Below are 25,612 nucleotides of genomic sequence, written 5' to 3' on the forward strand. Positions count from 1 at the left end.
TCACTGCGTGTGGATCAGGGACATGTCCGGGTGGCTGCCGCTGGCAGCCTCGGGGTGGTCGTGGCCGGCCCCCGAGTGGTTGTGGGTGTGCGCGACGCCGCGGCCGTCACCGTGACTGTGCGTGTGCGGGTGCGTGTGCCCGGCGCCCTCGGTGTCGCCAAACCCTGAGGCGTCGAAGGCGTGCGAGTGCGCGTAGCCGTGGCCGTGGTCCGCCGCGAGCCCGGCGTTGATGCCGTCGTCGCCGTGGCTCAGCCGGTGCGCGGCGTCGGCCACGCGATCGCGGATGACGCGCAGCACCGCCTGCTCCGAGAGCAGCGGGCCGTAGAACTCGGCCCCGGCGAAGTCGCCCTTGCCGAACGGCACCGCGCTGGAGCGCTGGAATCCGGCCGGCACGACGACCGCCTCGGGAAAGCCGAGCAGTCGGAGCCGCCGCAGGGTCACGAGCAGCTCGTGGGGTTCGGTGCCGGCGGCCGCCTCGACCTCGTTGCCCGCGCCGTGCGTGCGCACCAGGTGGGCGATGCGGTGCAGCTCCGCGTCGTCGAAGGGGTTCGCCGACTCGGCCGCGATGACCACCGCGGCATCCGGCGCGCGCCGCCGCACGGCGACCGTCGCCGCGCGCAGCCAGGCGGTGAGGTGGTCGAGCGTGCCGAAGTCCTCGGCGAGCGCGAGCCTGCCGGGGCTCTGGGGAGCCAGCCAGCTCAGGGTCTTGGCCGCGTCGGCGACCATCGTCGGGTTGCGCCCAAAGGTGATCGGCAAGACCACGACGCTCGCCTGTCCTGGTGCGGACAGCACTCGGCTGACGGTGCTGCTGAGCGCCCGTCCCGGCGCGGTGACGTGGGCCCCCGGCAACTGCGCAAGCAGCGGATGAAGGTCCGCCCCATTCGAGCTCTCGTGCCCACCGACCAGCACCACCGAGGGATCTGCGTCGGTCGGCCGGCTCATCTTAAGCGCCGACCGGGTCGTGGCAGGAGACCAGCTTGCTCCCGTCGGGGAAGGTCGCCTCGACCTGGAGCAGCGAGAGGCGTTCCCGCACCCCGCCCATGCACTCCCGCTCGGTGACGATGGTCTTGCCCAACTCCATGCATTCGGCGACGGACTTGCCGTCGCGGGCCCCTTCCAGAATCGCTTCCGTGATCAGGGCTTGGGCCTCACTGAGATTGAGCTTGGTTCCGCGGTCACGCCGCTTTCGCGCCAAGTCTGCAACTTGGTAGACATACAACTTGTCGATTTCGCGTGGAGTGAGGTTCATGTCGTCCCCGGTTTTCTCGATTTGTCTGCCGGATGGGAATCCCCGACCGGATGCCACACCGGCACCATACGCCGATCCCCTCGCCCGGTCTACCCCATTCGGGGGGCGCAAGGAGGGGCGGGGTCAGGCTTTCGGCGCGGGGCGTGAGCGGTCCGCTGACGCGGGTGGGATCAGCGCCCAGCCCGACGGTGGAACAGTCCACTCGGCTGCGGAACGGCGTCTTCGACCATGAGGGCGATGGCCTGATTGGCGCGTGCGAGCGCACGGAGCGCCTTCTCCGCGGTGCGCGGCTCGTCGGCGTCGCCCAGCTCGTCGATGCCGATCTCGGGGTCGACGGGCCCGGGCGAGCGCTCGTCGAAGGCCGCCGCAAGCGCGGCGAAGTTGCGCTCGGTCGACTCCTCGAGCTGGTCCCATTGCTCAGGCGAGACGTGCACGCTCTCTGGGTGGCCGCGTTCGGTCGCGGAGACGAAATGTCGGGTGTAGTAGAGCAGTTCCCAGAACGCGGAGAGCTGGTTCTCGACACCACTCGGCTCGAACACCCCCGCAGTGTGCTGCAGCGGGGCCGCCACCGTCTGCAGCGTGCGCAGCTGTTCGGCCATCGCGATCTCGCCCCTGGTCAGTGCGGCGAGGTCGGCCGCGGATGCCGGCCGGCCGCTCTTCCACACCTGCAGGGCCGCGGCGGTGACGCTCTCCACGCTCTCCACCAGCTTCAGCGCCTGGTGGGCGAACTTGTTGCGCGTGCGCGTCGGCAGCACCAGGGCGGCGACGAGCAGCGCGACGACGGCGCCGATCACGGTCTCCACGATGCGCACATCGATCGCCTCCGTCGTGAGCCGGCCGAGGAACTCGTAGAGCTGGGCGAACATCATGGTCTGCCAGAAGCTCGTGAGCGGGGAGGATGCCGAGCGGAAGTAGGCGGAGGCGAAGACGCAGAGGGCGAGCACCGGCAGCAGCACGGCCGGGTGGGAGCCGGCCGCGATGGCGATCGTGAATCCGACGGCCGCGCCGGCAATCGTGCCGATGATCTTCTGGGCCCCCTTGACGAACGTCTCGCCGTCGCTGCCGCCGATGGCCTGGTAGGCCGGCATCGCCGCCCAGTACTGGTGACTCGACGACACGAAGGAGCCCAAGAAGAGCGCGATGCCCGTCGAGAGGGCGGCCTGCACGGCTCGGCGCCAGATGGCTGCGGACGCTGCGGCACCGCCCTGCGGTGCGGCCAGCTGGGGCCGCTGGTGTTGTGGGCCAGGGCCGGCTCGGCCGGTGCCCGCTGGGTCTTCCTCCGGCAGCAGCGCGTCGATGTCTGAGGGCTCCACCGCCTCCGGCACGGCCGGCTCGAGATCTGCCGGACTGATCACGAGTTCGGGCGCGCGCGCCGCGTGGAGCTCGTCGCCGGCCCGCTGCAGTTCGAATGCGGCGGCGTACACGCGCCGGGCCGGCCGGGGCCAGTGTTGCGGGGCGATGCCCGATGGCAGCCGATCGGGATCGGTGCTCTGCCCTTCTTCCCCGTCTGTGCCACCGCTGCTCCCCTGGCCGATCCATGCCGGGTCGTCCGGGTATCCGGCGATGTGCTTCTGAACGGTCTGCAGCGCCCCGGCCAGGCGCGCGCGCACCTCGATCGGGATGCCGGCTCCCGTGGCCGCGCGGGCCGCCCAGCCGAGGTTGGCCAGGGCCAGCTCCCCGTCGTGCACGCGGACGCGCAGCGCATTGGCCTGTTCGACGGACAGGCCGATGTCCGGGTCGTCGGCGGTGAGTTGGCCGGAGAGGAAGGCGGCGGTGTGGTGGGTCTGCCGGAACTCGCTGCGGGTTCTGCGTTGCAGGTCGGGATCCCACCGCGCGGCGGACACCGTGTCGATGAGCGGCTCGAGCGAGCGCACGAGTCGATGTTCGAATGCCCGCACCCCGCCCCGGACGACCCGGACGTGCGCGCCCCGGTTCGGGATGAGCTGGATCAGCACCGAACAGAGCACCCCGACGAGCGCGGCGAGGACGAAGGGCAGGAACTCGGCCGGCTGCAAGTTCAACAGCAGGGTGAAGTAGTACGAGACAAAGGCGAGCTGGCCGAGCCCGCCCAGCTGGCGTCCGAATCGAGAGACCGCGACGCCGAGGAAGGCGAGCGCCGTCAGCACGAGCGCGGAGGGGATCGGCTCGTGAGGCACGATCACGTTCAACACGATCGCGAACAGGACGGGCACGACCGCCACCAACGCGGTCAGTCGCTTCCAGCCGGAGCCCCCCGGCGAGGCCGCCCCGGTGAACATGGCGATCATGCCGCCGAAGACCGCCGTCGGCAGCGGTGGCTGGCCCAGCGCGCTGAGGCCGATGGCGAGCACCGCCACGGCCAGGGCGGCGGCACCGAGCGCGCGCGCGGCGCTGATCAGGCGCGTGTAGCCGGGGTCGATCAGCGTCACCCGGCGGCCGATGAACGCGCGCACACCCTTCTCGCCGTCCCGCGGCGCCGTCTCATCCGGTGCCGGAGACAGCACGGCGGCCGGGGCCTGGTCTTCGGGGGCCGAGTAGACCGGCTGGTAATCGAGGTCATGCGAGACGGCCGCGCTGAACTGCTGCGCGTGGTACGCGAATGGCAGCCACTGCACGTAGCGCTCGTACGCCTCGCCCACGTCAGAGAGGGGTTCCGTGCCGGTGAGCTCCGCCATCTCGTGGTTCACCTGCACGAATCTGGCCACCCAGGCATCGCCCGGATCCTGCCGGCGCGCCATCCGGGGGCGCCTCCCCCGCTGGCGGCCCGCCTCCGCCCGCACCTGGGCGGCGAACGCGTCGGCGGTCACCGTCTCCGGCACCGCGGTGCTCTGCCATTTGAGCAGCGGATGCATGTACTGCTGGAACTTCTCGAACTGGGCCGTCAGCGGCTGTAAAGTCGGCTCCTGGGTGACGGGGTTCGAGCCCGGCAGCCCCCAGCGCAGTCCGCCGATGATGCCGGCCAGCATCCGGATGGAGTACGGCAGGGAGAACGTGTCGCGCCCGCTCTGGAAGTAGTACGCCGAGTGGTGCAGCCGCACACCGTCCGTGTACGAGCCGAAGCTGTCGGAGATGGACTCCAGGTGCGAATCCAGATCGCGTGACTCGCCGCCGGGAAAGTACGGCTTCAGGCTGGCGATCGGCTCGCCAACGCCGGCGCCCGCGCTGAAGAATTGCGCCGAGAGTGCCCGCAGGCTGCTGATGACGTCGTAGATGCCGAGCAGGAACGTGAGGATGAGCGAGACGAGGACGACGCCGGTCAGGGTCTCGAGGATCGAGAGGGCGCGCAGCAGGTCGGTGTTCGGAGAGAGCTGCGACGTGCCGACGGTGGCCAGCTGGGCGGCGCTGAAATACATCGCGCCGAAGAAGCCGCCGTTCACGCCGGAGTACTGGAAGTTGCTCCCCTGCATGTAGCCGAGGTAGATAAACCCGTAACCGAGGATCACGCCGCCGACCCAGGCGATCACGGTCACCATGATCTGCAGGCCGGTGACCTGGCGCAGCACGAGGGGGCGCCACCGGCGGGCCAGGCGGCGGGTCAGGCGCCGGGTCAGCATCCACTGCCCGGCAGCCAGACGGCCGGCGAAGAAGCCGGCCTCGTCGTAGTTGAGGGCAGTGAGGAAGACGTCGAGGAGGGTGACCACCAAGACGACAATGCCGAGGCCGACCCACAAGGCGTCCACGCGCCCAGCTTAGAGTGCTGGGCGCGTGAAGCCGAGGGCTAGCGTGCTCTTTTTTCCCTGACGCGCATGTTGACGAAGATGGGCGTTCCGGCGAAGCCGTAGATCTCGCGCAGGCGGCGCTGGATGTAGCGACGGTAGCCCGGGTCGAGGAATCCGGTGGTGAACAGCACGAATGTCGGCGGGCGGCTGGAGACCTGGGTGCCGAACAGGATGCGGGGCTGCTTGCCGCCGCGCACCGGGTGCGGGTGTGCCGCCGTGAGCTCGGCCAGGAAGGCGTTGAACTTGCCGGTGGCGATGCGGGTGTCCCACGACTCGAGCGCGAGCTCGAGGGCCGGGACCAGCTTCTCCAGGTGGCGGCCGGTGCGGGCCGAGATGTTCACGCGCGGGGCCCACGAGACGTGGGCGAGGTCCTGCTCGATCTCACGCTCGAGGTAGCGGCGACGGTCGTCGTCCAGCAGGTCCCACTTGTTGAAGGCGAGCACGAGGGCGCGGCCGGACTCGAGCACCAGGTCGATGATGCGCACGTCCTGCTCGCTGATCTTCTCGCTCACGTCGATGACGACGATGGCGACCTCGGCCTTTTCGAGGGCCGTACTGGTGCGCAGCGAGGCGTAGAAGTCGGCGCCCTGCGAGAGGTGCACGCGGCGGCGGATGCCGGCGGTGTCGACGAAACGCCAGATCTTGCCGCCGAGCTCCACCTGCTCGTCGACGGGGTCGCGGGTCGTCCCGGCGAGCTCGTTGACGACAACGCGCTCCTCACCGGCGGACTTGTTCAGCAGGCTGGACTTGCCGACGTTCGGGCGGCCGAGGATGGCGACGCGGCGCGGGCCGCCCACCTCTTCCTTGGCGACGGCCGAGATCAGCGGCAGCTTCTTGAGGACGGCGTCCAGGAGGTCGGCGACGCCGCGGCCGTGCAGCGCGGAGACCGGGTAGGGCTCGCCGAGGCCGAGGCTCCACAGTGCTGCGGCCTCCGGCTCCTGGCGGGCGTCATCCACCTTGTTGGCCAGCAGGAAGACGGGCTTGCCGCTCTTGCGCAGCATGCGCACGACCTGCTCGTCGGTGGAGGTGGCGCCCACCCGCGCGTCGACGACGAACAAGACGACGTCGGAGAGGTCGATGGCCACCTCGGCCTGCGCGGCGACGGAGGCGTCGATGCCCTTGGCGTCGGGCTCCCAGCCGCCGGTGTCGACGAGGGTGAAGCGGCGGTCGTTCCACTCGCCCTTGTACGAGACGCGGTCGCGGGTGACACCGGGGGTGTCCTCCACGACGGCCTCGCGGCGGCCGAGGATGCGGTTGACCAGCGCCGACTTGCCGACGTTGGGTCGGCCGACGATGGCGATGACCGGAAGCGCGGGCAGGTAGGTGATCGCGTTGGGGTCTTCGGTGACGGCGTCGAGCACGTCGAAGTCGTCGTCTTCGAGCTCGTAGTCGGCGAGCCCCGCACGCAGTGAGTGGGCGCGCTGGACGGCGAGGTCCTCGTCGAGCGCGCTCATGCGCTCGACGAGATCGTCGTTGGCGTCGAAATCGTCGGTGTCGATGTCAGTCATGGATTGTCTCCTCGGTGGGTCTGTTCGGCCGTGTGGGCTCTACGAGACCGGGGATTGCGTGTCGGCGATGACCGTGATGACGGCATCGACGGTTTCGGCAAAGTTCAGTTCGGTCGAATCGACCGTGGTCACGCCCTCTGCTGCGTTCAGGAAGTCGACCACGCGCGAATCGGCCTGATCGCGTTTCTTGAGCTCGGCTCCCGCGGTTGCGGCGGCGTCATCCTGCAGTTCGGCGGACCGTCTGGCCATTCTAGCCTCTTCCGAAGCTGTGAGAAGGATGCGGACGGGGGCGTCGGGCGCGACGACCGTGGTGATGTCCCTGCCCTCGACGACGACCCCGGGGGCGTCGACGCCGGCGGCGATGCTGCGGAACAGCGCGACCAGGTGGCTGCGCACGGCGGGGACGCGGGCGATCGCGCTGACGGCGGCGCTCACGCGCGGCTCGCGGATCGCCTCGGTCACGTCGGTCTCCCCCACCCGCACGACGTACTCGTCGGGGTTGGTGGCGATGAAGTAGTCGAAGTCATCGAGCGCGGCGATGACGGCATCCGCGTCCTCGCTGTCGACACCTTTCTCCAGCACCAGCCAGGCCAGCGCCCGGTAGGCGGCGCCGGTGTCGAGGTAGCCGTAGCCGAGGGCACGGGCGACGGCCTTGCTCACGCTGGACTTGCCGCTGCCGGCCGGGCCGTCGATGGCGACGACGATCGTCTGGGCGCTGTCGGGGGTGGTCATTTCTCTAGCCTGCAATCCGCCAGCCGCGGGCGACCAGCTCGGTGGTGAGGCGTTCGACGGCCTCGGGAACGACGGAGATCTCGGCGAGGCCGACCTGCACACCCGGGGCGTGCTCGAGGCGCAGGTCCTCCAGGTTGACGCCGATCTCCCCGATCTCGTGGAGGAGCCTGGCCAACTGGCCCGGGGTGTCGTCGACCATGACGATCATGGTCGCGAAGCGCTTGTCGATGCCGTGCTTGCCGGGCAGCCGGGCGACGCCGGCGTTGCCGCCGGCGATCTCCTCGGCCACGCGGCGGCGGGCGCCGGGGGCGTTGACGTCGTCGAGGGCGTCGATGAAGCGATCGAGGTCCTCGCGGTAGGCGGTGAGGATCTCGCGCACCGGGGCCGAGTTGGCGCCGAGGATCTGCACCCACAGCTCTGGGTCGCTGGCGGCGACGCGGGTGACGTCGCGGAGGCCCTGCCCGGCGAGGTTGACGGAGGCGCTCGGCGCGTCGAGGAGGCGGCGGGCCATCAGGCTCGACACCACCTGGGGCACGTGCGAGATCAGTGCGACGCCGCGGTCGTGCTCCTCCGCGCTCATCTCGACGAGGGTCGCGCCGAGGTCCAGGATCATGTCGTCGATGGCGCTGGCCCGCTTGTACGAGATGGCGTCGTGGCCGGCGACCACCCAAGGGCGGCCGACGAACAGGTCGGCGCGGCCGGCGAGCGGGCCGCCGCGCTCGCGCCCGGCCATCGGGTGCGAGCCGATGTAGCGCGACACGTCGGCGCCGCGCGCGATGAGGGTGTCCAGGATCTGCAGTTTGACGCTGGCGACGTCGGTGACGATCGCGTCCGGGTAGTCGGCGAGCTCGCGCGCCACCACGTCGGCGGTCACGTCCGGCGGCACGGCGACGACGATCAGCTGCGGGGCGTCGCCGGGGGCGGCCGGGCGGCCGGCGCCCAGGTCCGTCGCGATGCTCACGTTCGTCGGCGAGGCGTCGGCGAGGAACACGTCGATGCCGCGGGCGCGGAGGCCCAGGCCGACGCTCGTGCCGAGCAGGCCGGCGCCGACGACGCGGACGGGCCCGGCGAGCCGGCTCTCCGTGCTGGGGATCAAGGCCATCACAGCCCCCGCTTCTTGGGGTTCTTGTCGGCCTGGCGCACCGAGTGGCGCTGCTGGGCCTCTGCCCCGTCCCGGGAGATGGTGAGCACCTGGCCGAGTTCGGCCTTGGTCAGCTCGCGCATCTGGCCGATCGGCAGCGTGCCGAGGTTGAGCGGGCCGAACTGGCGGCGCACCAGGTCGACGACCGGGTGCCCAACCTCGGCGAGCATGCGCCGGACGATGCGGTTGCGTCCGGAGTGCAGGGTGATCTCGACGACGCTGTGCGTGGACGAGCCGGCCGGGTCGGAGAGGATGCGCGCCTTGTCGGCCTTGATCGGGCCGTCCTCGAGCTCGATTCCACGCTGGAGCAGCGCGACGGTCTGGGCCGTCATCCGCCCGCGCACCTTGGCGACGTAGGTCTTGGTCACACCGAAGGACGGGTGGGCGAGGGTGTGGGCGAGGTCGCCGTCGTTGGTGAGGATCAGCAGGCCGCTGGTCTCGGCGTCGAGTCGGCCGACATTGAACAGGCGCTCCGAGAAGTCCTTGGTGAAGTAGCTGAGGTCGGGGCGGCCCTGCTCGTCGTTCATCGAGGAGACGACGCCGGTCGGCTTGTTCAGCATGATGTAGCGCTTGCTCTGGTCCAGCTGCACGCCGAGGCCGTTGACGGAGATCAGGTCGGTCTCCGGGTTCACCCGGGTGCCGAGCTCCTTGACGACGACGCCGTTGACGGCGATGCGGCCCTCGACGATGTACTGCTCGACGACGCGGCGGGAGGCGATGCCGGCGGCGGCGAGCAGCTTCTGCAGGCGGATGCCGTCGGGCCCAGCGTCCGGGATGCGCTCGAAGTCGTCGGCGAGGTCTTCGGGGCCGAAGTCTTCCGCGTCGTAGTTCTTGGGGTCGTAGCCCTTGGGGTCGTGGTCCTTGGGTGTGAAGTCATCGGAGGTCATGGCTAAATCCTTCCGCGCCGTCCTCGAGCAGAGGAGAGATCGGCGGCAGTTCGTCGAGGGAGTTCAGGCCGAGCTGCGTGAGAAGCAGATCGGTCGTGGCGTAGTTGATGGCGCCTGTTTCGGAATCGGTGAAAGCTTCGGTGATGAGGCCGCGGCCGAGCAGCGTGCGCACAACGGAGTCGACGTTCACGGCCCGGATCGACGCGACGGAGCCGCGGCTGATGGGTTGTTTGTATGCGATGACGGCGAGGGTCTCCAGCGCGGCCTGCGAGAGCTTGCTGGGGTTCTGCGTCATCACGAAGTCGGCCACGACGGTGTCGTACTCGGCCCGCACGTAGAAGCGCCAGCCGCCGCCGACCTCGCGCAGCTCGAAGCCGCGGCGCACGCCGGCGGGGTTGCCCGCGGTGTCCACGCCGTCGTAGTCGTTGACGAGGCGGGCGACGGCTGCCGCCACCTGCTCGACCGGTCGGCCGACCGCCGTGGCCAGGTGCACGAGGCCCTGCGGCTCGTCGGCGACGAGCAGAACCGCCTCGAGGGCACGGTCGATCGCGTTGTCGGTGTCTCGTTCAGGCATCGTAATCGGCTCCCAGGGTGGCCAGGCTGTCGTCGGTCCAGTTCTCGGCCGTCCAGCGCAGCGTCAGCTCGCCGAGCGGCTCGAGTTGCTCGAAGGCGATTGCGGCGTGCCGGTACAGCTCGAGCACGGCCAGGAACCGGGCGATGACGATGCCCTTCTGCCCGGCGCTCTGGTCGAGCCCGCTGATCAGCTGCCGGAACGTCACCGGTTCTCCCCCGCGCAGCACCGCCACGATGTGGGCGGCCTGTTCACGGATGCTCACCAGCGGCGCGTGCAGGTGGTCCAGACCGACGACGGGGATCGCGCGCGGCGCCATGGCGAGCGTGGCGAGGGCGGCGAAGTCGGCGGCGGAGAGGTTCCAGACGAGCTCCGGGGTCTGCTGGCGGTATTTCTCCTCCAGCCGCACCGTGCGGGCGTGCCGCTGCGACTCCTGCTCCAGGTGGCCGGCGAACCAGGCCGAGGCCTCCTTGAACGCCCGGTACTGCAGCAGCCGGGCGAACAGCAGGTCGCGCGCCTCGAGCAGGGCGACATCCTCCGCGTCGACGAGTTCGCCCTGCGGCAGCAGGCCGGCGACCTTGAGGTCGAGCAGGGTGGCCGCCACGACGACGAACTCGCTGGCCTGGTCGAGCTCGTCCTCGGAGCTCAGACCCCGCAGGTAGGAGATGAACTCGTCGGTGACGCGGCTGAGCGAGACCTCGGTGATGTCCATCTCGTGCTTGGAGATGAGGCTGAGGAGCAGGTCGAACGGGCCAGAGAAGTTGCTGAGTGCGACGGAGAAACCCCCGTCGCCGGAAGGTGCTTCGTGGGGGGCTGGCGCGAGGCCGCTAGGCGACTGCGCCACGACTGACCAGTTCCCTGGCGAGCTGCCGGTACGCGCGGGCAGCCGCGTGCTCGGGTGCGAACTGTGTGATCGGCGCGCCGGCGACGCTGGCATCCGGGAACTTCACGGTGCGGCCGATGACGGTCTCCAGCACCTTGTCGCCGAAGGCCTCGACGACCCGGTCGAGCACCTCGCGCGAGTGCAGCGTGCGCGAGTCGTACATGGTGGCCAGGATCCCGTCGAGCTGGATGGCGGGGTTCAGTCGGTCGCGGACCTTGTCGATGGTCTCGATCAGCAGGGCGACGCCGCGCAGCGCGAAGAACTCGCACTCCAGCGGGATCAGCACGCCGTGGCTGGCGGTGAGGGCGTTGACGGTGAGCAGGCCGAGCGAGGGCTGGCAGTCGATCAGCACGACGTCATAGTCGTCGCTGACCTTGCGCAGCACGCTGGCGAGGATCTGCTCGCGGGCGACCTCGTTGACCAGGTGCACCTCGGCGGCGGAGAGGTCGATGTTGGCCGGGATCACGTCGAGGCCGGGCACCCGGGTCTTCTGGATGGCGTCGGCCGGGTTGGCGGAGCGGGAGAGCAGCAGGTCGTAGATGGTGGGCACGTCGTGCGTCTGCACGCCGAGGCCGGCCGAGAGCGCGCCCTGCGGGTCGAAGTCGATGGCGAGAACGCGGCGGCCGTATTCGGCGAGGGTGGCGCCCAGGTTGATCGTCGTCGTGGTCTTGCCGACGCCGCCCTTCTGGTTGCAGAGGGCGATGATGCGGGCCGGGCCGTGGCTCTTCAGCGGGGCGGGTTCCGGAAACTCGGTCTGCGGCCGGTTGGTCGGGCCCATGCCCGGTTCCTGCCGCACGCCCCGGCCGTATGCGAGATCGCCCATGGCGGAAAGCTCAGCGAGGGGAAGTTCTGCCGAGTGGTCTCGCTTGCTCGCCACGCTGATCTCCTGGTCTGGGCCGATGCCCACTCAAACTGTTGCCTGTGCAGTGCCGACGCGGCACAGCCGCGGGGCACTCAGACGATTCTAGCGAGCGCGCGGGTGGGCGCTCGTGTACATATCGCGCAGTGTGTCGGCCGTGACCAGCGTGTAGATCTGTGTCGTGGCCACCGAGGAGTGGCCGAGCAGCTCCTGCACGACGCGCACGTCGGCCCCGCCCGCCAGCAGGTGGGTGGCGAAGGAGTGCCGGAGGGTGTGCGGGGAGACCTCGATGTCGAGCCCGGCGCGGGCGGCGGCGGCGCGGATGATCAGCCAGGCGTTCTGCCTGGAGACGCGCTGGCCGCGCAGGCCGAGGAACAGGGCGGGCGTGGCCGTGCCGCGGAGGGAGAGCAGCGGGCGGGCCCGCACCAGGTAGGCGTCCAGCGCAGCCCTGGCGAAGCTGCCGACCGGCACGATGCGCTGTTTTCCGCCCTTGCCGAGCAGCCGCACGACCTCCTGGTCGATGACGTCGTCGACGTTCAGGTTGACCGCCTCCGAGACGCGGGCGCCGGTGGCGTAGAGCAGTTCGAGCAGGGCGCAGTCGCGCAGCTGTTGCACCTCGTCGCCGCGGGTGGCGTTCAGCAACGCCTCGACCTGCTCGATGCTGATCGCCTTGGGCAGCCGGCTGCCGAGCTTGGGCGGCTTCGTCTCGTGGGCGACATCCGTCTCGGTCTGCCCCTCCTCGAGCAGGAAGCGGTGCCAGCCGCGCACCGAGGAGAGCACCCGGGCGATCGAGGAGGCCTTCAGCGGCTCCACCTCGCGCGTGCCGAGGTGTTGCACGAAGGCGCCGACGTGGTTGCCGGTGACGCCGGACGGGTCATCGATGCCCTCCCCCGCCAGCCACAGCGTGTACAGGGCGAGGTCGCGCCGGTAGGCGGCGACCGTGTTCGTCGACAGGCCGCGCTCGACGGTCACGTGGCGCAGGTAGTTCTGCACGGCACGCTGCATCGGGGTCGGCGGCGCGGGGCTCGGCAGCGGGCCGGGCAGGTCGGCCTGCTGCACCGGCTCGGCCTGCTCGGCGCTCATTCCCCGAGTGCTTCGCTCTTCGGATGCCGCGGCCAGCTGACATCGCCGGCATCCAGCCCCTGCCAGCCGCGCGAGCGGGCCACGTTCGCGGCGAGAGCGCCGATCACCAGCGAGGGGTTCTGCAGCCGCCTGGCCATGACCGCGTCGACGAGCTCGTCGAGGGTGACCCAGCGCAGTTCGATGTCCGCCTCCTCCTCGCTGCGCGGGAACGGCTCGGCGGTCGCGCTGAGGCCGCGGGCCAGGTAGATGCGAATCGCCTCGTCGCTGCCGCCCGGCGAGGTGTAGAACTCGCTGAGCACGCTCCACTCGGCCGCCTCGACGTCGGCTTCCTCCGCGAGTTCGCGTTGCGCGGCGCGCAGCGGGCTCTCCCCCCGGATGTCGAGCAGCCCGGCCGGGATCTCCCAGTCGCGGGTGCGCACGGGGTGACGGTACTGCTTGATCAGCAGCACGCGCTCCTCGTCGTCGATGGCGAGCACCGCGACGGCGCCGGTGTGGTCGACGTACTCGCGCTCGATGACGGCGTCGTTGTACTCGAAGCGGTCCCGGCGCACGCCCCAGACGTGCCCGTCGAAGACGGTGCTCGAGGAGAGCACCCGCACCGCCTGCCGGGTGTCGGCAAGCGGTTCGCGGGGCTCCTCAGCGCGTGGCATGCGTGTCGCTACTCGTTACTCGGCATCCTTGACCTCGAACAGGCGGCTGGCCTGCTGGCGGTCAAGTGCTGCGGAGACGAGACCGCGGAACAGCGGGTGCGCGTTGTTCGGGCGCGAGCGCAGCTCGGGGTGCGCCTGCGTGGCCACGTAGTACGGGTGCTGGTCGCGCGGCAGCTCGACGAACTCGACGAGCTGGCGGTCGGGCGAGGTGCCGGAGAAGGAGAGGCCGGCGGCCGCGATCTGCTCGCGGTACTTGTTGTTGACCTCGTAGCGGTGGCGGTGGCGCTCGGTGATGAGGGTCGAGCCGTACAGTTCGGCCACGAGCGAGCCCTCGTCGAGTGCCGCCTCGTAGAGGCCCAGGCGCATCGTGCCGCCGAGGTCGCCGCCGGAGATGATCTCGACCTGCTCCTCCATCGTCGCGATGACCGGGAAGCCGGTCTCGGGGTCGAACTCGGTCGAGGAGGCGCCGGGCAGTCCCGCCTTGTTGCGGGCGTACTCGATGACCATGCACTGCAGGCCGAGGCAGAGGCCGAGCGTCGGGATGCCGTTCTCACGGGCGAAGGTGAGGGCGCCGAGCTTGCCCTCGATGCCGCGCACGCCGAAGCCGCCGGGCACGCAGATGGCGTCGAGCGGGGCGAGGTTGCGGGCCGCGCCCTCCTCGGTCTCGCACTCGTCGGAGGGGATCCACTGAATGTTGACCTTGGTCTGCTGGGCGAATCCGCCGGCGCGCAGCGCCTCGGTCACCGAGAGGTAGGCATCCGGCAGGTCGATGTACTTGCCGACCAGGCCGATGGTGACCTCGTGCTTGGGCTCGTGCACGGCGTCGAGCACCGTCTGCCAGCCGTCCCAGTTCACGTCGCCGGCCTTGGCCAGGCCGAGCTGCTCGATGATGTAGGCGTCCAGCCCCTGTGCGTGCAGCACGGTGGGGATGTCGTACACGCTGCGGAGGTCGGGCGTGTTGATGACGGCCTCTTCCTCCACGTCGCACATCAGGGCGATCTTGCGCTTGTTGCTCTCGGTCACCGGGCGGTCGCTGCGCAGCACCAGGGCGTCGGGCTGGATACCGATCGAGCGCAGGGTGGCGACGGAGTGCTGGGTCGGCTTGGTCTTCTGCTCGCCCGAGGCGCCCATGTAGGGCACCAGGGAGACGTGCACGAAGAACACGTTCTTGCGGCCGAGCTCGTGGCGCACCTGGCGGGCGGCCTCGAGGAACGGCTGGGACTCGATGTCGCCGACCGTGCCGCCGACCTCGGTGATGATCACGTCGGGCTGGGGCACCTCGCTGGCCTGCAGGCGCATGCGGCGCTTGATCTCGTCGGTGATGTGCGGGATGACCTGCACGGTGTCACCGAGGTACTCGCCGCGTCGCTCCTTGGCGATCACCGTCGAGTAGATCTGGCCGGTCGTCACGTTGGCGGCCTGGCTCAGGTTGATGTCCAGGAAACGCTCGTAGTGTCCGATGTCCAGGTCGGTCTCAGCCCCGTCGTCGGTCACGAAGACCTCGCCGTGCTGGAACGGGTTCATCGTGCCCGGGTCCACGTTGAGATAGGGGTCAAGCTTCTGCATCACGACGCGCAAACCGCGCGCGGTCAGAAGGTTGCCCAGGCTCGCGGCCGTCAGGCCCTTGCCCAAAGAAGAAACGACACCACCGGTCACAAAGATGTGCTTGGTCGTGCCGTTTGAGTTGTCCGCGCTAATATCCACCACGGGCCTCGATCCTATCAGGCCAGATCCTGAAGTTGGCCAGTGTGCGCAGAATCGATCCGGGGCGGCGCGCCGCCACCCCGAACCGACGCACGCGCCGGCACTCTTCAGTTCGCCGGTCCGGCCCTGAAATCGTCGAACGACACGACGACCGGGCTGGGGCTCGCCGTGCTGCTGAGGTAGCTGTACAGGCCGACAGAGCCCGGCGCCTGCAGCGCCGCCGTCGCGTCGGTCGAGCTCAGCTGCCAGCTGGCTGGCTCCGCCGTGCCGGCCTTCCACGCCTTGGCGCGAATCGTCGTCGGCGCGGTGCCGAAGACCTGCACGCGCAGGTTCAGCTTGTCTCCCGTCGCGAAGCTGATGCCCGCCAGGCTCGACGATCGGAGGATCGTGTCCGTGTTCAGCTGGGTCTGCAGTTGAACCGTCCCGGAGGCGCTCACGACGACACGGGCACCGTAGCTGGCCGCGCCCACCTGACGGGCGACCACGCCCACGTACATGCTGCTGGCGGTCTGCCTCGGGAAGGAGATCGTGGTCTTGACGTCGGTGTCCGTCGAGGAGACCCCATTCAGGAATGCCCGCATGCTGGTCCCGGATCTCGCGGTGACCCGTGCCGCTCCGCCGTTGACGGCGAAGGAGGACGCATTCGCCTGCGGCGTCCAGACCCCGCCCGTCTCGGCCGTGCCGAGCCCGCCGGTGACGGTGCGCGTGAAGCTGTCAACTGCGAACGCACCGCCCGGGGTGGCCGCGACCGTGAGCACCTCGCGTGCCGTGCCTGTGGCCCCCTGGTTGTCGGTCACCGTCAACGTGACGGTGTAGGTGCCGGCCGTGGCGAAGGTGTGGCTCGCGCTGACGCCGGTCGACGTGCCGCTGTCGCCGAAGTTCCACGCGTAGCCGGCGATCGTCCCGTCCGGGTCTCGCGAGGTGGAGCCGTTCACGGTGACGGTCAGGCCGGTGGCGCTGGTGGTCATGGCTGCGCTCGGCGCGACGTTGGCGGCGGCATCCGGCGTGTTGGGCAGCCCGGGGGTGCCCTGAACCGTCGACGACGCGCGCCAGTTCGCCGGGTCCGCGTTGTCGGCCGTCGGCGAGAGCAGTTCGAGCGAGGGACCGGTGCCGTCGGCGGCGGCGGGCCAGGGGGCTGCGTTCGTGTAGCTGACGGAATCGACGATGCGGGTGCCCGCCTTCAGCACGACGGCCTCGCCGGCGTCGTCGAGCGTGCCGCTGAAGCTTCCCCCGACGAGGCGGTTGGCGCCGGTGTGTGCGGCGCGGAAGGCGACGTCGGTGGCCACGAACACCACCCGCCCTCCGGCCGGCACGACGGTCCCCGGCTGGATGGTGAGGCCGACGGCGTCGATCGTCCAGCCCGAGATGTCCACGGCCGTGGCGCCCGGGTTGGCGAGTTCGATGAACTCCCCGCCGGTCCCGGCCGGGTGGTACTGGATCTCGTTGATCACGACCGCGGCGTTGGCGGATTGGGCGGGCGGAACGAGCTTGCCAGCGCCCGTGTTGCCGATGATGGCCGCCCGCCGGTCGGCGAGGCCGGCGACGAAGGCCGAGCGTGCGGAGGCCGGGGTGTATCCGCCCCACTTGGCGCGGTCCAGGTTCCACTCTGGGGTCGTCTTGGCCGAGATCGCGTCCCACTGGGCCTCGAACTGCCCCGCCGCCAGGAACTGGTCGGACAGGGTGCTCAGCCGCCGGTAGAACATCTCCTTGAACTCGGGGTATCTCAGCATGGCCTGCGTGAACCGGTTCGACGTGTCCGGCGTGAGGAAGAGCCCTTTGCCGTCCGAGGCGGGCAGCGTGAAGATCCAGTTGAGGTCCCAGTGCCACATCTCCCAGCGCCCGGTGCCCTCGGTGTCGCGGGCCAGCCACCAGTTGTACCAACCGCTGTCCTGGTGGCGCATGATCGAGTTGATCGCCATGTAGTTGATCAGCTCCGGCACGTTCACGTTCTCGTAGATCCAGGCCTGCTGCGCGGCCGACGCCGGGGCGTCGACCGTGTTGCTGAGCGTCCAGACGTCGGTGAAGTCCTCGTCCTCGCGCGTCTTCTTGTCGAGCCAGAGGGCGGCCTTGAGCGCCGCCGGCGAGGCGGTCTTGCCCACGGCGCCGCCGTCGGCCTTGTAGATGGCCCAGGTTTTCACTCCTTGCGCGGTGCGCCAGGAGCCGTCCTCCGTCTCCATGATGCGGCCGAGGCTCCAGAACGCCGCGTTGCGCTGGGTGCGCACCGGGATGATGCTCAGCCCGCGTGCCCCTGCCGCCTTCACCGTGCTCCAACCGACGTCGGCGAAGTTGGCCGAGTAGTTCTGCAGCGCGAACTTGTCGAGGGCGTACGGCAGCTGGCCGCCGAGGTCGAACTTGTAGCCGGCCGGCATCACCACCTTCCAGTTGACCTTCGCGTCGGTGCGGGAGGAGTTGCCGCGCACACTCATCTGCACTCCGTCGATCACCTCGCCGTTGTAGGCCCAGACGGCCGCACCGGCGACATCGTCGAGTCGGTGGTTGGCGAGGATGTCGGCGTAGACGGCGTCATCCATGAACCACTCGATGACGGGCAGCTGGCTGGTGGCCGCGCTGTCCCTGACCACGACGCCGTGGTAGCGCATCGATTCGCCGGCCGCGGGCATCGAGTAGGCCTTGCTCCCGGCCAGGGCGTCGATGCGATAGCGGATGAGCTTGCCCGCGGACTGCGCGGGGATCGTCGCGGCGTAGACGCCGTCGCCGGCGCCGCCCGGGCTGGCCGTGTCATCCAGGAATGGGATGGCGACGTCGGCCGCGAACATGACCTTGTAGCTCAGCGTTGCCGTCGAACCCGGCTGCAGGCGAGCGCTGACGACCACGGCTTGACTCGGTGTTGGCCGGGCCGGTGTCGCCAACGTCTCGGTGATGGCCGGCGGCACGCCGGTTCCGTTGAGCGAGTTGACGGCCTTGGGGGTGCCGCCGGTCGTCAGGCTCGCACCCCAACTCTCCGGCAGCGTGTTGTCGGAGAGCAGATCGCGCAGCTCCAGCGTGGGCCCGGTGGCATCGGGCGAGGTCGGCCAGGGGGCGACATCCGCGTACGTGACGGTGTCGATGACGGCGAGCCCGCCGTCGACGAGCGTGACGGTCTCGCCGCTGTTGCTGAGGTTGCCGCCGTAGACCGCATCCGGGGCGAACCCATAGGTCAGCTGGAACCGTGCGGCGTCCTTGCCCACCACGAGGTAGCCGTTCGCAGGGATGACGGTGCCGGCGGGGAAGGCGCCGGTCACTCCGGCGCTGAAGGACCAGCCGGAGACATCGATGCTGGCCGCGCTGGTGTTGCTCAGCTCAAGGAAGTCGTCGCCGTCGACGTCGGAGACGGCGTGGTAGTTCAGCTCTGAGATCACGATGCCGCCGGGATCTGCGTGGGCCGGGGCCGCCGGGGCGAAGACCAACGCCCCGAACGCGGTGGTCAGGGTCAGAGCGAAAGCCACAGCTCGGGTACGTTGAATCGCCATTGATTCGCCACTCTCAAGAGAATGCGTGAGCACTGGCGCTGGGTGGGCGCGAGAACTCGCACCATTTCGGGTATGGTGCCACGGCAAATACTGGCAGGGCGACCCCACCCCCGCGACCCCCGCTTGGGGGTCAAAATGAGGATTCCTTGAGAAAGGATCAGCTGCTGTGCGCCAACGAGATCAACTCGCGGGCGTGTTCCAGCCCACTGGCCGAGTCGGGCAGGCCGGAGAGCAACCGCGCCATTTCGGCGACGCGCTCATCGCCCTGCAACTGGCGAACGCTGGAGGCGGTGACGGAGCCGTCGCGATCCTTCACCACGGTGAGGTGGTTCTCGGCGAACGCGGCCACCTGGGCCAGGTGGGTCACCACGATGACCTGGGCGGATTCGGCCAGCCGGGCGAGCCGGCGGCCGATCTCGATCGCTGCGGCGCCGCCGATGCCGGCATCCACCTCGTCGAAGACGAAGGTCGGCACCGGGTCCGTGCCGGCCACGACGACCTCGATCGCGAGCATCACGCGGGAGAGCTCGCCGCCGGATGCGCCGCGCCCGAGCGGTCGCGGGTCTGCCCCGGCGTGCGGCTTCAGCAGGATCGAGACGGCATCACCGCCGGATGCGCCCAGCTCATCCCGCGGGCTGACGATGATGGAGAGTTCGGCGTTGGGCATGGCGAGCGGGCCGAGTTCGGCCGTGACCTCGCGGGCGAACCGCTCGGCGGCGAGGGCGCGCAGCGCGCTGAGCTCTGCGGCCAGGCGCTCCACCAGGTCACGGTCGGTGGCGACGGCGGTCTCGAGCTCGGCGATGCGCTCGGCGTCGCCGTCGAGTTCGAACAGTCTGCTGCTGCCGATCTCCAGGGCCTCGATCACCTCGTCGAGCGAGCTGCCGTACTTGCGCACCAGGGCGGCGAGCTCGGCCCGACGCTCCTGCACCGTCTCGAGCTCCCGTGAGCCGTCGGTGTCGAGGCCGTCCAGGTAGCTGGAGAGCTCACCCACGACGTCGGCCAGCAGGAACTCGATGCTCGCCAGCGACTCCGCGATCGGGCCGAGCGTCGCGTCGTGCGCCGCGGCGCGTTCCACTGCCCGGCGTGCGCCGTTCATCAGGGTGACGGCGTCCGGGGATTCGATGATGCCGCCGCCGTCGTTCTCTGCCGAGATCTGCTCGCGGGCGATCGTGGCGGCCTGGCGCAGCTCCTCGAGGTTGTTGAGGCGCTCGGCGCGCTCGGTGAGCTCGCTGTCCTCGCCGGGCTGCGGGGCAACGGCCTCAATCTCGGCCAGTGCCTCGCGCAGCTCCTCGGCCTCGCGTGAGCGGCGGTCGCGCTCGCTCTGCAGCCTGGCCAATTCCTCGGCGTTCGCCTGCCAGCGACGGTAGGCGTGGCCGTAGTCGGCGAGCACGCCCGCGAAGTCGGCGCCGGCGAAGCGGTCGAGGGCCTCGCGCTGCGCGGTGGCCGAGCGCAGGCGCATCTGCTCCGACTGGCCGTGCACGATCACCAGGTGGTCGGCGAGCTCGGAGAGAACGGCGGCGGGCGCCTGTCGACCGCCCACGATGGCCCGGCTGCGGCCCTCGGCCGAGACGGTGCGGCCAAGCAAGAGCTCCGGCCCGTCGAGGTCTCCCCCGGCCAGGCGCACGCGTTCGGCGACGGGGCCGTCCTCGGCGACCACCCAGCGGCCCTCGACCCAGCTCTGGGCCTGGCCCTGGCGCACGGCACCGGCGTCGGCACGCTCGCCGAGGAGCAGGCCGAGGGCGGAGACGACCATGGTCTTGCCAGCGCCGGTCTCACCGGTGACGGCCGTGAATCCCGGGCCGAGCGGCAATACTGCCTCGGCGATGACGCCCAGGTCGCGAATCGTCAGTTCCTCAATCACGACCGACAGGCCCTCTCCACCCGGTGACCGGAAGTTGGAATTTGTTCACAAGTCTGTCGGTGAATGGCGCCTCGTGCAGGCGGGCCAGCCGCACGGGAACGGGGCTGCGGCGCACCACGACGCGTGCGCCGGGTGGCAGATCGCGGGTGCGGCGGCCGTCGCACCAGAGCACACCGGAGGCGGAGGTGCGGGCGAGCACCTCGACGGCGAGCGAGGACTCCGGGCCGACGACCAGGGGGCGGGCGAAGAGGGCGTGCGCGCTGAGCGGCACGAGCAGCATGGCGTCCAGCGTGGGCCAGACGATAGGGCCGCCGCCCGAGAAGGCGTAGGCGGTGGACCCCGTCGGGGTGGACATCACGACGCCGTCGCAGCCGAAGCTGGAGAGCGGCCTGCCGTCGATCTCGATGACGACTTCGAGCATCCGCTCCCCGCTCGCCTTCTCGACGGTCGCCTCGTTCAGGGCCCAGGTCTCGTAGACCACGTCCTCGCCCTGCTTGACCCGCACGGCGAGCGTCATGCGCTCCTCGACGACGTAGTCGCGGGCGAGTCCCCGGCTGATCGCCTCGCTCAGGCTGTCGCGCTCGCTCTCGGCCAGGAACCCGACGTGGCCGAGGTTCACACCGAGCAGCGGGGTCGAGGCCCCGCGCACGAGTTCCGCGGCGCGCAGGATCGTTCCGTCGCCGCCGAGCACGATGACGAGTTCCACGTCCTCGGCCTGCACGTCGACGCCGAGCGTCAACAGTGATCCGCCGTGGTCGGGGAAGAAGGCGCGCAGGTCATCACCCTGGTCGGCGGGGATGACGGGGGTGGCCCCGGCGGCCCGCAACTGGGCGCAGGCGGCAACGGCCGCCTCGAGTGCGTCACGGCGGCCGGTGTGCGCGACGACGAGGATGGGGCGCTGCACTGGCGTCATAACGTCATGCTCCCGTCGTGGCTGTGACTCGGTCGATCCATTCTGACGGATCAGAGCCGATTGTGGCGCTCAACCAGACCAGATATTCGTGATTGCCGGACCCGCCGGCGATCGGAGAGGCGACGAGACCGGCCGTACGGAGGCCGAGGTCGTGCGCGGCCCAGAGCACGCCGTTGACGGCATCCGCACGCAGGCCGGGGTTCTTGACGACGCCCTCACGGATGCCGGTGCGCCCCACCTCGAACTGCGGCTTGACCAGCAGCACGAAGTCGGCGCCCTCCGCGGCCGTCTCGACGAGGGCCGGCAGCACGGTGATGAGCGAGATGAAGGAGAGGTCGCCGACGACAACTCTCGGCCGCTCCGGCCAGCGGCTGGCGGCCGCCAGCGACTCGGCGGTCATGTAACGCACGTTGAAGCCCTCGACCAGGGTCAGCCGCTCCTCGTCGGCGAGCTGCGGCGCGAGCTGGCCGTGCCCGACGTCGACGGCGAGCACCCGGGCGGCACCGCGCTCGAGCAGAACCTGGCTGAAGCCGCCCGTGGATGCGCCGGCGTCGAGGACGGTGGCGCCGGAGACCTGCACAGGGAAGGCGTCGAGTGCGGCAATCAGTTTGTGTGCCGCGCGGCTGACGTAATGGTCTGCGCCGGCGACCTCGATCTTCTGGGAGGGAAACACCTTGGTGGCGGGCTTCAGGACGGGCTTGCCGTTGACGGTGACGAGGCCGTCGGCGAGGAGCGTCGCGGCGTGTGTGCGGGAGCGGGCCAGGCCCCGCTCGGCCAGCGCGGCGTCCAGGCGCACACCCTCGATGTGATCGGTCATGGTCTAGGCCTGCGTTCCCGCGGCGTCGCCGCCCTCGAGTCGATCGCGCATCTCGTCGTGCAACTGCACATAGCCGTCGGCGCGCTCGGCCAGCGGCTGCTCGTCCAGAGCGTGCAGGCGCGCGGCCAGCTCGGCCTGTGCGGGGCCAACCGGGAGTTCGTGTTCTGCTGTCGTCACAGTGCCACGTTACCGGCAGGCGCCGACAGAGGCGCGGCGGCGCCGTTGACGTACAGCTCTTCCGGAACATTCAGCCCGTAGATTGCCCGCCCGGAGTTCCAGATCACGGCGCAGGCAGCCCGCAGCAGGTCGATGCCGGCATCCCCACGCTTGACGATCTGCACGTCGTTGCCGTTCAGACGAACGCTGGCGGCGTTGACCGTCGCCTGGCTGCCATCGGAGGAGAGCACCGGCTCCGGGTACGGCTCGTGCAGCTGGCGCAGGTCGCTGAGGATGAACTGTGGACGCATGTCGGCCCCGGCGGCGAGGGCCTGCTTGGCCTTGTCGATTCCGGTGAGCACGAGAACGGATGCGATCCCAGCACGGTTCGCGCCGAGGATGTCGGTGTCCAGCCGGTCACCGATGAAGAGGGCATTCTCGGCGGCGAAGCGCTCCCGTGCGACCTCGAAGATCGGCACCTCCGGCTTGCCCGCGACGAGCGGCAGCCGCCCGACGGCGGTGTGCACGGCCGAGACGAGGGTGCCATTTCCCGGGGCAATGCCGCGGGCGACGGGAATCGTCCAGTCCGTGTTCGTGGCCACCCAGGGGATGTCGGCACCGGGCCCGGTGGGCGCGAGGGCGAAGGCGGCCTCGGCGAGCTGTGCCCAGCCCACATCGGGCGCGAAGCCCTGCACGACGGCGGCAGGGAGATCATCCGCGGAGCGAGTCACCCGGAATCCGGCCTTCTCCACCTCGACGACGAGCCCGTCGCCGCCGACGACGAGCACCAGCGAGCCGGGCTCGATGAGCCCGGAGAGCAGGAGCATCGCGGCCTGCGGAGAGGTCACGACGTCGTCCGCCTGCACGCTCAGGCCGAGTTCGCTGAGGTGCGCGGCGACGGAGGCGTCCGAACGCGAGGCGTTGTTGGTGATGTAACCGACGCGCAGCGACGCTGCGGCCTGGTTCAGGCTCTCCACGGCGTGCGGGATCGCCGTCGGGCCGGCGTACACGACGCCGTCCAGGTCGGCGAGCAGCACGTCGACGCCGTCCAGGGGCGTTGCAGATGCCACTCGACTACTTCTCCGTCGGAACAGCGCCATCGTCGCCCTTGTCGGCCTTGACGGCCTTGACGGCCTTCGCCTTCTTCGGAGCCTTCACTGCGGCGACGGCCTCGTCGGCCTTCGGAGCCTTGTCAGCTTTCTCGGCCTGTGCAGGCTTCTCGGCCTGTGCAGGCTTCTCGGCCTTCGGAGCCTTCGGAGCCTTCTCGACCTTTGGGGCCTTCACGACCTTCGGAGCCTTCACGACCTTCTCGGCCTCTACAGGCTTCTTGGCCTTCGGAGCCTTCTCGGCCTTGGCAGCCTTCACAGGCTTCTCGACCTTAGGGGCCTTCACAACCTTGTCAGCCTTCGGGGCCTTCTTGGCCTTCGGGGCAGCGACGGCCTCGACGACAGCGCTTTCGGCGTCGGAGTCCTCGGCGTCGGAGTCCTCGGCGTCGGAGTCCTCGCCGAGCAGCTCGGCAACCTCGTCCTCGGCGGAGACGTTCTTGATCGACGCGGTGTCAACGGGCGTCGCGTCGACAGCCTCCGCCTCGGCGGGTGCGTCAACCGCGGTCTCGTCGGCGACGGGCTCGTCAGTGGTCGACTCGTCAGTGGTCGACTCGTCAGCGGTCGACTCGTCAGCGGCGGGCTCGTCAGACACGAAGATGCCGTCGTCGCCCTCTTCGTCGGCGAAGTCGATGTAGTCGAGCTCCTCCTCGTAGACGGAGATGGTCTCGTCGCCGTCTTCGCCGTAGGCGGCACCGAGTGCGGCGGCCGCGCGATTGGCGCGGGCACGCCACTCGGCTGCTTCTGCATCGCGGCTGAGCTCCTCGAGCACCTCGGCGTATGCGGCGAACAGCGGCGGGCTGTAGCTGAAGGCGGTGTTCGGGTCGAGCTGAGAGATCTCCAGCTCGACGAGCGCCAACTCCGGCTGCTCGAGGTCGAGACGGGCGCCAGACATGGCGATCGCGAGCTCCACCTGCACCGAGTCGGGCAGGGTGGTGCGGTCGATGCTGCGGCCGAGCTCGAGGGCACGGTCAGGTCGGCCCACGCCGCGCTCACTGTCGACCATCAAGGCGATCTGGTCATTCTTGCCGGAGATGCGACGGTAAGTGCGCAGCTCACGCAGCGCCAGCGCGAAATCGCCGGTGGCGTAGGCGGTGACGGCGAGCGTCTCGCGCACGATGGCGATGCGGCCGGCGCGACGAGCGGCAGACAGAACGTGCTTGTGCGCAAGCTCGGGGTCTTCGTCGATGAGCCGGGCAGCCATCGCGAGGTGCTTGGCAACCCACTCGGCGTTGTCCTTGGTGAGCGTCTTGAGCTCGTTCCGGGCGCCGCGGTCGAGGTCGTTCGCGGTCACGTCGTCGGGCAGATCGGGGTCGTCGTGACGAGGGCGCACCATGCGCAGCTCGTGCTGACGGCGCTGCTCCTCGGTCATCTCCTCGTCGTAGCGGGCCTGACGCTCTGCCTCACGGTCGTTGCGCGCGGGGGCGCCATCGCGGGTCCAGAGCTTCTGCTCGCCACCGGCGCGCGGGGGTCGACGATCGCCATCGCGCGGCGGGCGGCGGTCACCACCGTCGCGGTTCTCCCACGGCTTCCGCTCGCCATCACGCGGCGGGCGGCTGCTGCTGTCGCGGTTCTCCCAGGGCTTGCGCTCACCGTCACGGGCGGGACGGCTGCTGCTGTCGCGGTTCTCCCACGGCTTGCGCTCACCGTCACGCGGCGGGCGGCGGTCTCCCCCGGCAGAACTGCTGCTGCGGTTCTCCCACGGCTTCCGCTCGCCATCACGGGCGGGACGGCTGCTGCTGTCGCGGTTCTCCCACGGCTTCCGCTCGCCATCACGCGGCGGGCGACGGTCACCACCGGCGGACGAGCTGGAGCTGCGGTTCTCCCACGGCTTGCGCTCACCGTCACGGGCGGGCCGGCGGTCGGCGCTATCGCGCTTCTCCCACGGCTTCTGCTGCGCGCCATCGCGCTGCGGAGCACGTGCGGAGCTGTTATTGCGAGTCTCGTTGCCTCGGCTGTCCCGCGATGGACGCTTCTCGCGCTCGGGTCCCTGACCCTGGGATGGAGAATCGCTCACGGTACATTCCTGTTCTCTGTTAATGGCGCTGCGCAACGCAGCCACCTAGGCAATTATGACTTAACGAAAAATGGCCACCCATTGCTGGGTGGCCATTTTCCAAAGTAAGTCCGGCGGTGTCCTACTCTCCCACAGGGTCCCCCCTGCAGTACCATCGGCGCTGAGAGTCTTAGCTTCCGGGTTCGGAATGTGACCGGGCGTTTCCCTCTCGCTATGGCCGCCGAAACACTATTGATGTATCAAAGTGAATCGAACAAGCACAAGCTCAACACCCTGTGCCCGAGGGCACAGTGCTGTTGGTTGTGTGTTC

The 25,612-nt window shown here is 69.9% G+C and carries 20 protein-coding genes and 1 rRNA gene; all 21 read right to left on the minus strand.

Annotated elements, in window-relative coordinates; genetic code table 11:
- Positions 1–762 (minus strand): cobalamin biosynthesis protein CbiX, encoded by a 762-nt coding sequence (locus tag GY24_RS07165; protein ID WP_133161141.1) that lies wholly within the window; start codon positions 760–762, stop codon positions 1–3.
- A gap of 181 nt (positions 763–943) precedes the next feature.
- On the minus strand, positions 944–1,249 hold the full coding sequence (locus tag GY24_RS07170) for an urease subunit gamma (protein WP_083364424.1): 306 nt from the start codon (positions 1,247–1,249) through the stop codon (positions 944–946).
- Between the two features lie 170 nt (positions 1,250–1,419).
- On the minus strand, positions 1,420–4,908 hold the full coding sequence (locus GY24_RS07175; RefSeq protein WP_104475019.1) for an FUSC family protein: 3,489 nt from the start codon (positions 4,906–4,908) through the stop codon (positions 1,420–1,422).
- Between the two features lie 38 nt (positions 4,909–4,946).
- Positions 4,947–6,455, minus strand: a complete 1,509-nt coding sequence (der, locus tag GY24_RS07180; protein WP_083364426.1) for a ribosome biogenesis GTPase Der — start codon at positions 6,453–6,455, stop codon at positions 4,947–4,949.
- Between the two features lie 39 nt (positions 6,456–6,494).
- The gene (gene cmk / locus GY24_RS07185) at positions 6,495–7,187 is read right to left on the minus strand and encodes a (d)CMP kinase (RefSeq protein ID WP_104475020.1); all 693 of its coding nucleotides are present in this window, start codon (positions 7,185–7,187) and stop codon (positions 6,495–6,497) included.
- Positions 7,188–7,191: 4 nt separating this feature from the next.
- Positions 7,192–8,289 carry a prephenate dehydrogenase gene (locus tag GY24_RS07190; RefSeq protein WP_104475021.1) on the minus strand — a complete coding sequence of 366 codons (1,098 nt, stop codon included), beginning with the start codon at positions 8,287–8,289 and terminating at the stop codon, positions 7,192–7,194.
- Positions 8,289–9,215 (minus strand): pseudouridine synthase, encoded by a 927-nt coding sequence (locus GY24_RS07195; RefSeq protein ID WP_104475022.1) that lies wholly within the window; start codon positions 9,213–9,215, stop codon positions 8,289–8,291. The genes GY24_RS07190 and GY24_RS07195 overlap by 1 nt, the downstream gene beginning before the upstream one ends.
- Positions 9,202–9,789 carry an SMC-Scp complex subunit ScpB gene (gene scpB, locus GY24_RS07200; protein WP_104475023.1) on the minus strand — a complete coding sequence of 196 codons (588 nt, stop codon included), beginning with the start codon at positions 9,787–9,789 and terminating at the stop codon, positions 9,202–9,204. The genes GY24_RS07195 and scpB overlap by 14 nt, the downstream gene beginning before the upstream one ends.
- Positions 9,782–10,630 (minus strand): segregation and condensation protein A, encoded by an 849-nt coding sequence (locus GY24_RS07205; RefSeq protein WP_231919166.1) that lies wholly within the window; start codon positions 10,628–10,630, stop codon positions 9,782–9,784. The genes scpB and GY24_RS07205 overlap by 8 nt, the downstream gene beginning before the upstream one ends.
- Positions 10,614–11,492 carry a ParA family protein gene (locus GY24_RS07210; protein WP_083365460.1) on the minus strand — a complete coding sequence of 293 codons (879 nt, stop codon included), beginning with the start codon at positions 11,490–11,492 and terminating at the stop codon, positions 10,614–10,616. Before GY24_RS07210 ends, GY24_RS07205 begins: the two co-directional genes overlap by 17 nt.
- A 141-nt stretch (positions 11,493–11,633) precedes the next feature.
- Positions 11,634–12,533, minus strand: coding sequence for a site-specific tyrosine recombinase XerD (xerD, locus tag GY24_RS07215; RefSeq protein WP_104475036.1), 900 nt, complete (start codon positions 12,531–12,533; stop codon positions 11,634–11,636).
- 74 nt (positions 12,534–12,607) lie between these two features.
- A complete protein-coding gene (locus GY24_RS07220) occupies positions 12,608–13,261 on the minus strand; it encodes an NUDIX domain-containing protein (RefSeq protein ID WP_104475025.1) in 654 nt (217 codons plus the stop codon).
- A 15-nt stretch (positions 13,262–13,276) separates the two neighbouring features.
- Positions 13,277–14,968 (minus strand): CTP synthase, encoded by a 1,692-nt coding sequence (locus GY24_RS07225; protein WP_104475026.1) that lies wholly within the window; start codon positions 14,966–14,968, stop codon positions 13,277–13,279.
- A gap of 104 nt (positions 14,969–15,072) precedes the next feature.
- Positions 15,073–18,411: a lamin tail domain-containing protein gene (locus GY24_RS07230; protein WP_161498701.1), complete on the minus strand. Its 3,339-nt coding sequence runs from the start codon at positions 18,409–18,411 to the stop codon at positions 15,073–15,075.
- A 181-nt stretch (positions 18,412–18,592) separates the two neighbouring features.
- Positions 18,593–20,296 (minus strand): DNA repair protein RecN, encoded by a 1,704-nt coding sequence (recN, locus tag GY24_RS07235; protein ID WP_104475028.1) that lies wholly within the window; start codon positions 20,294–20,296, stop codon positions 18,593–18,595.
- Positions 20,289–21,209, minus strand: coding sequence for an NAD kinase (locus GY24_RS07240; protein WP_104475029.1), 921 nt, complete (start codon positions 21,207–21,209; stop codon positions 20,289–20,291). The genes recN and GY24_RS07240 overlap by 8 nt, the downstream gene beginning before the upstream one ends.
- Before the next feature lie 4 nt (positions 21,210–21,213).
- Entirely contained in the window at positions 21,214–22,026 is an 813-nt protein-coding gene (locus GY24_RS07245) for a TlyA family RNA methyltransferase (RefSeq protein ID WP_104475030.1), read from the minus strand.
- Between the two features lie 3 nt (positions 22,027–22,029).
- Positions 22,030–22,203 carry a hypothetical protein gene (locus tag GY24_RS17855; RefSeq protein WP_162842927.1) on the minus strand — a complete coding sequence of 58 codons (174 nt, stop codon included), beginning with the start codon at positions 22,201–22,203 and terminating at the stop codon, positions 22,030–22,032.
- Entirely contained in the window at positions 22,200–23,282 is a 1,083-nt protein-coding gene (locus GY24_RS07250) for an HAD-IIA family hydrolase (protein WP_104475031.1), read from the minus strand. The genes GY24_RS17855 and GY24_RS07250 overlap by 4 nt, the downstream gene beginning before the upstream one ends.
- Positions 23,257–25,302, minus strand: coding sequence for a primosomal protein (locus tag GY24_RS18065; protein ID WP_233279245.1), 2,046 nt, complete (start codon positions 25,300–25,302; stop codon positions 23,257–23,259). The genes GY24_RS07250 and GY24_RS18065 overlap by 26 nt, the downstream gene beginning before the upstream one ends.
- Positions 25,303–25,410: 108 nt before the next feature.
- Positions 25,411–25,527: ribosomal RNA gene (rrf, locus tag GY24_RS07265) — 5S ribosomal RNA — on the minus strand.
- Positions 25,528–25,612: the final 85 nt, after the last annotated feature.

Origin of the sequence: Microterricola pindariensis (assembly GCF_002936985.1) — a bacterium.
In the GTDB taxonomy this organism is placed as follows: Bacteria; Actinomycetota; Actinomycetes; order Actinomycetales; family Microbacteriaceae; genus Microterricola; species Microterricola pindariensis.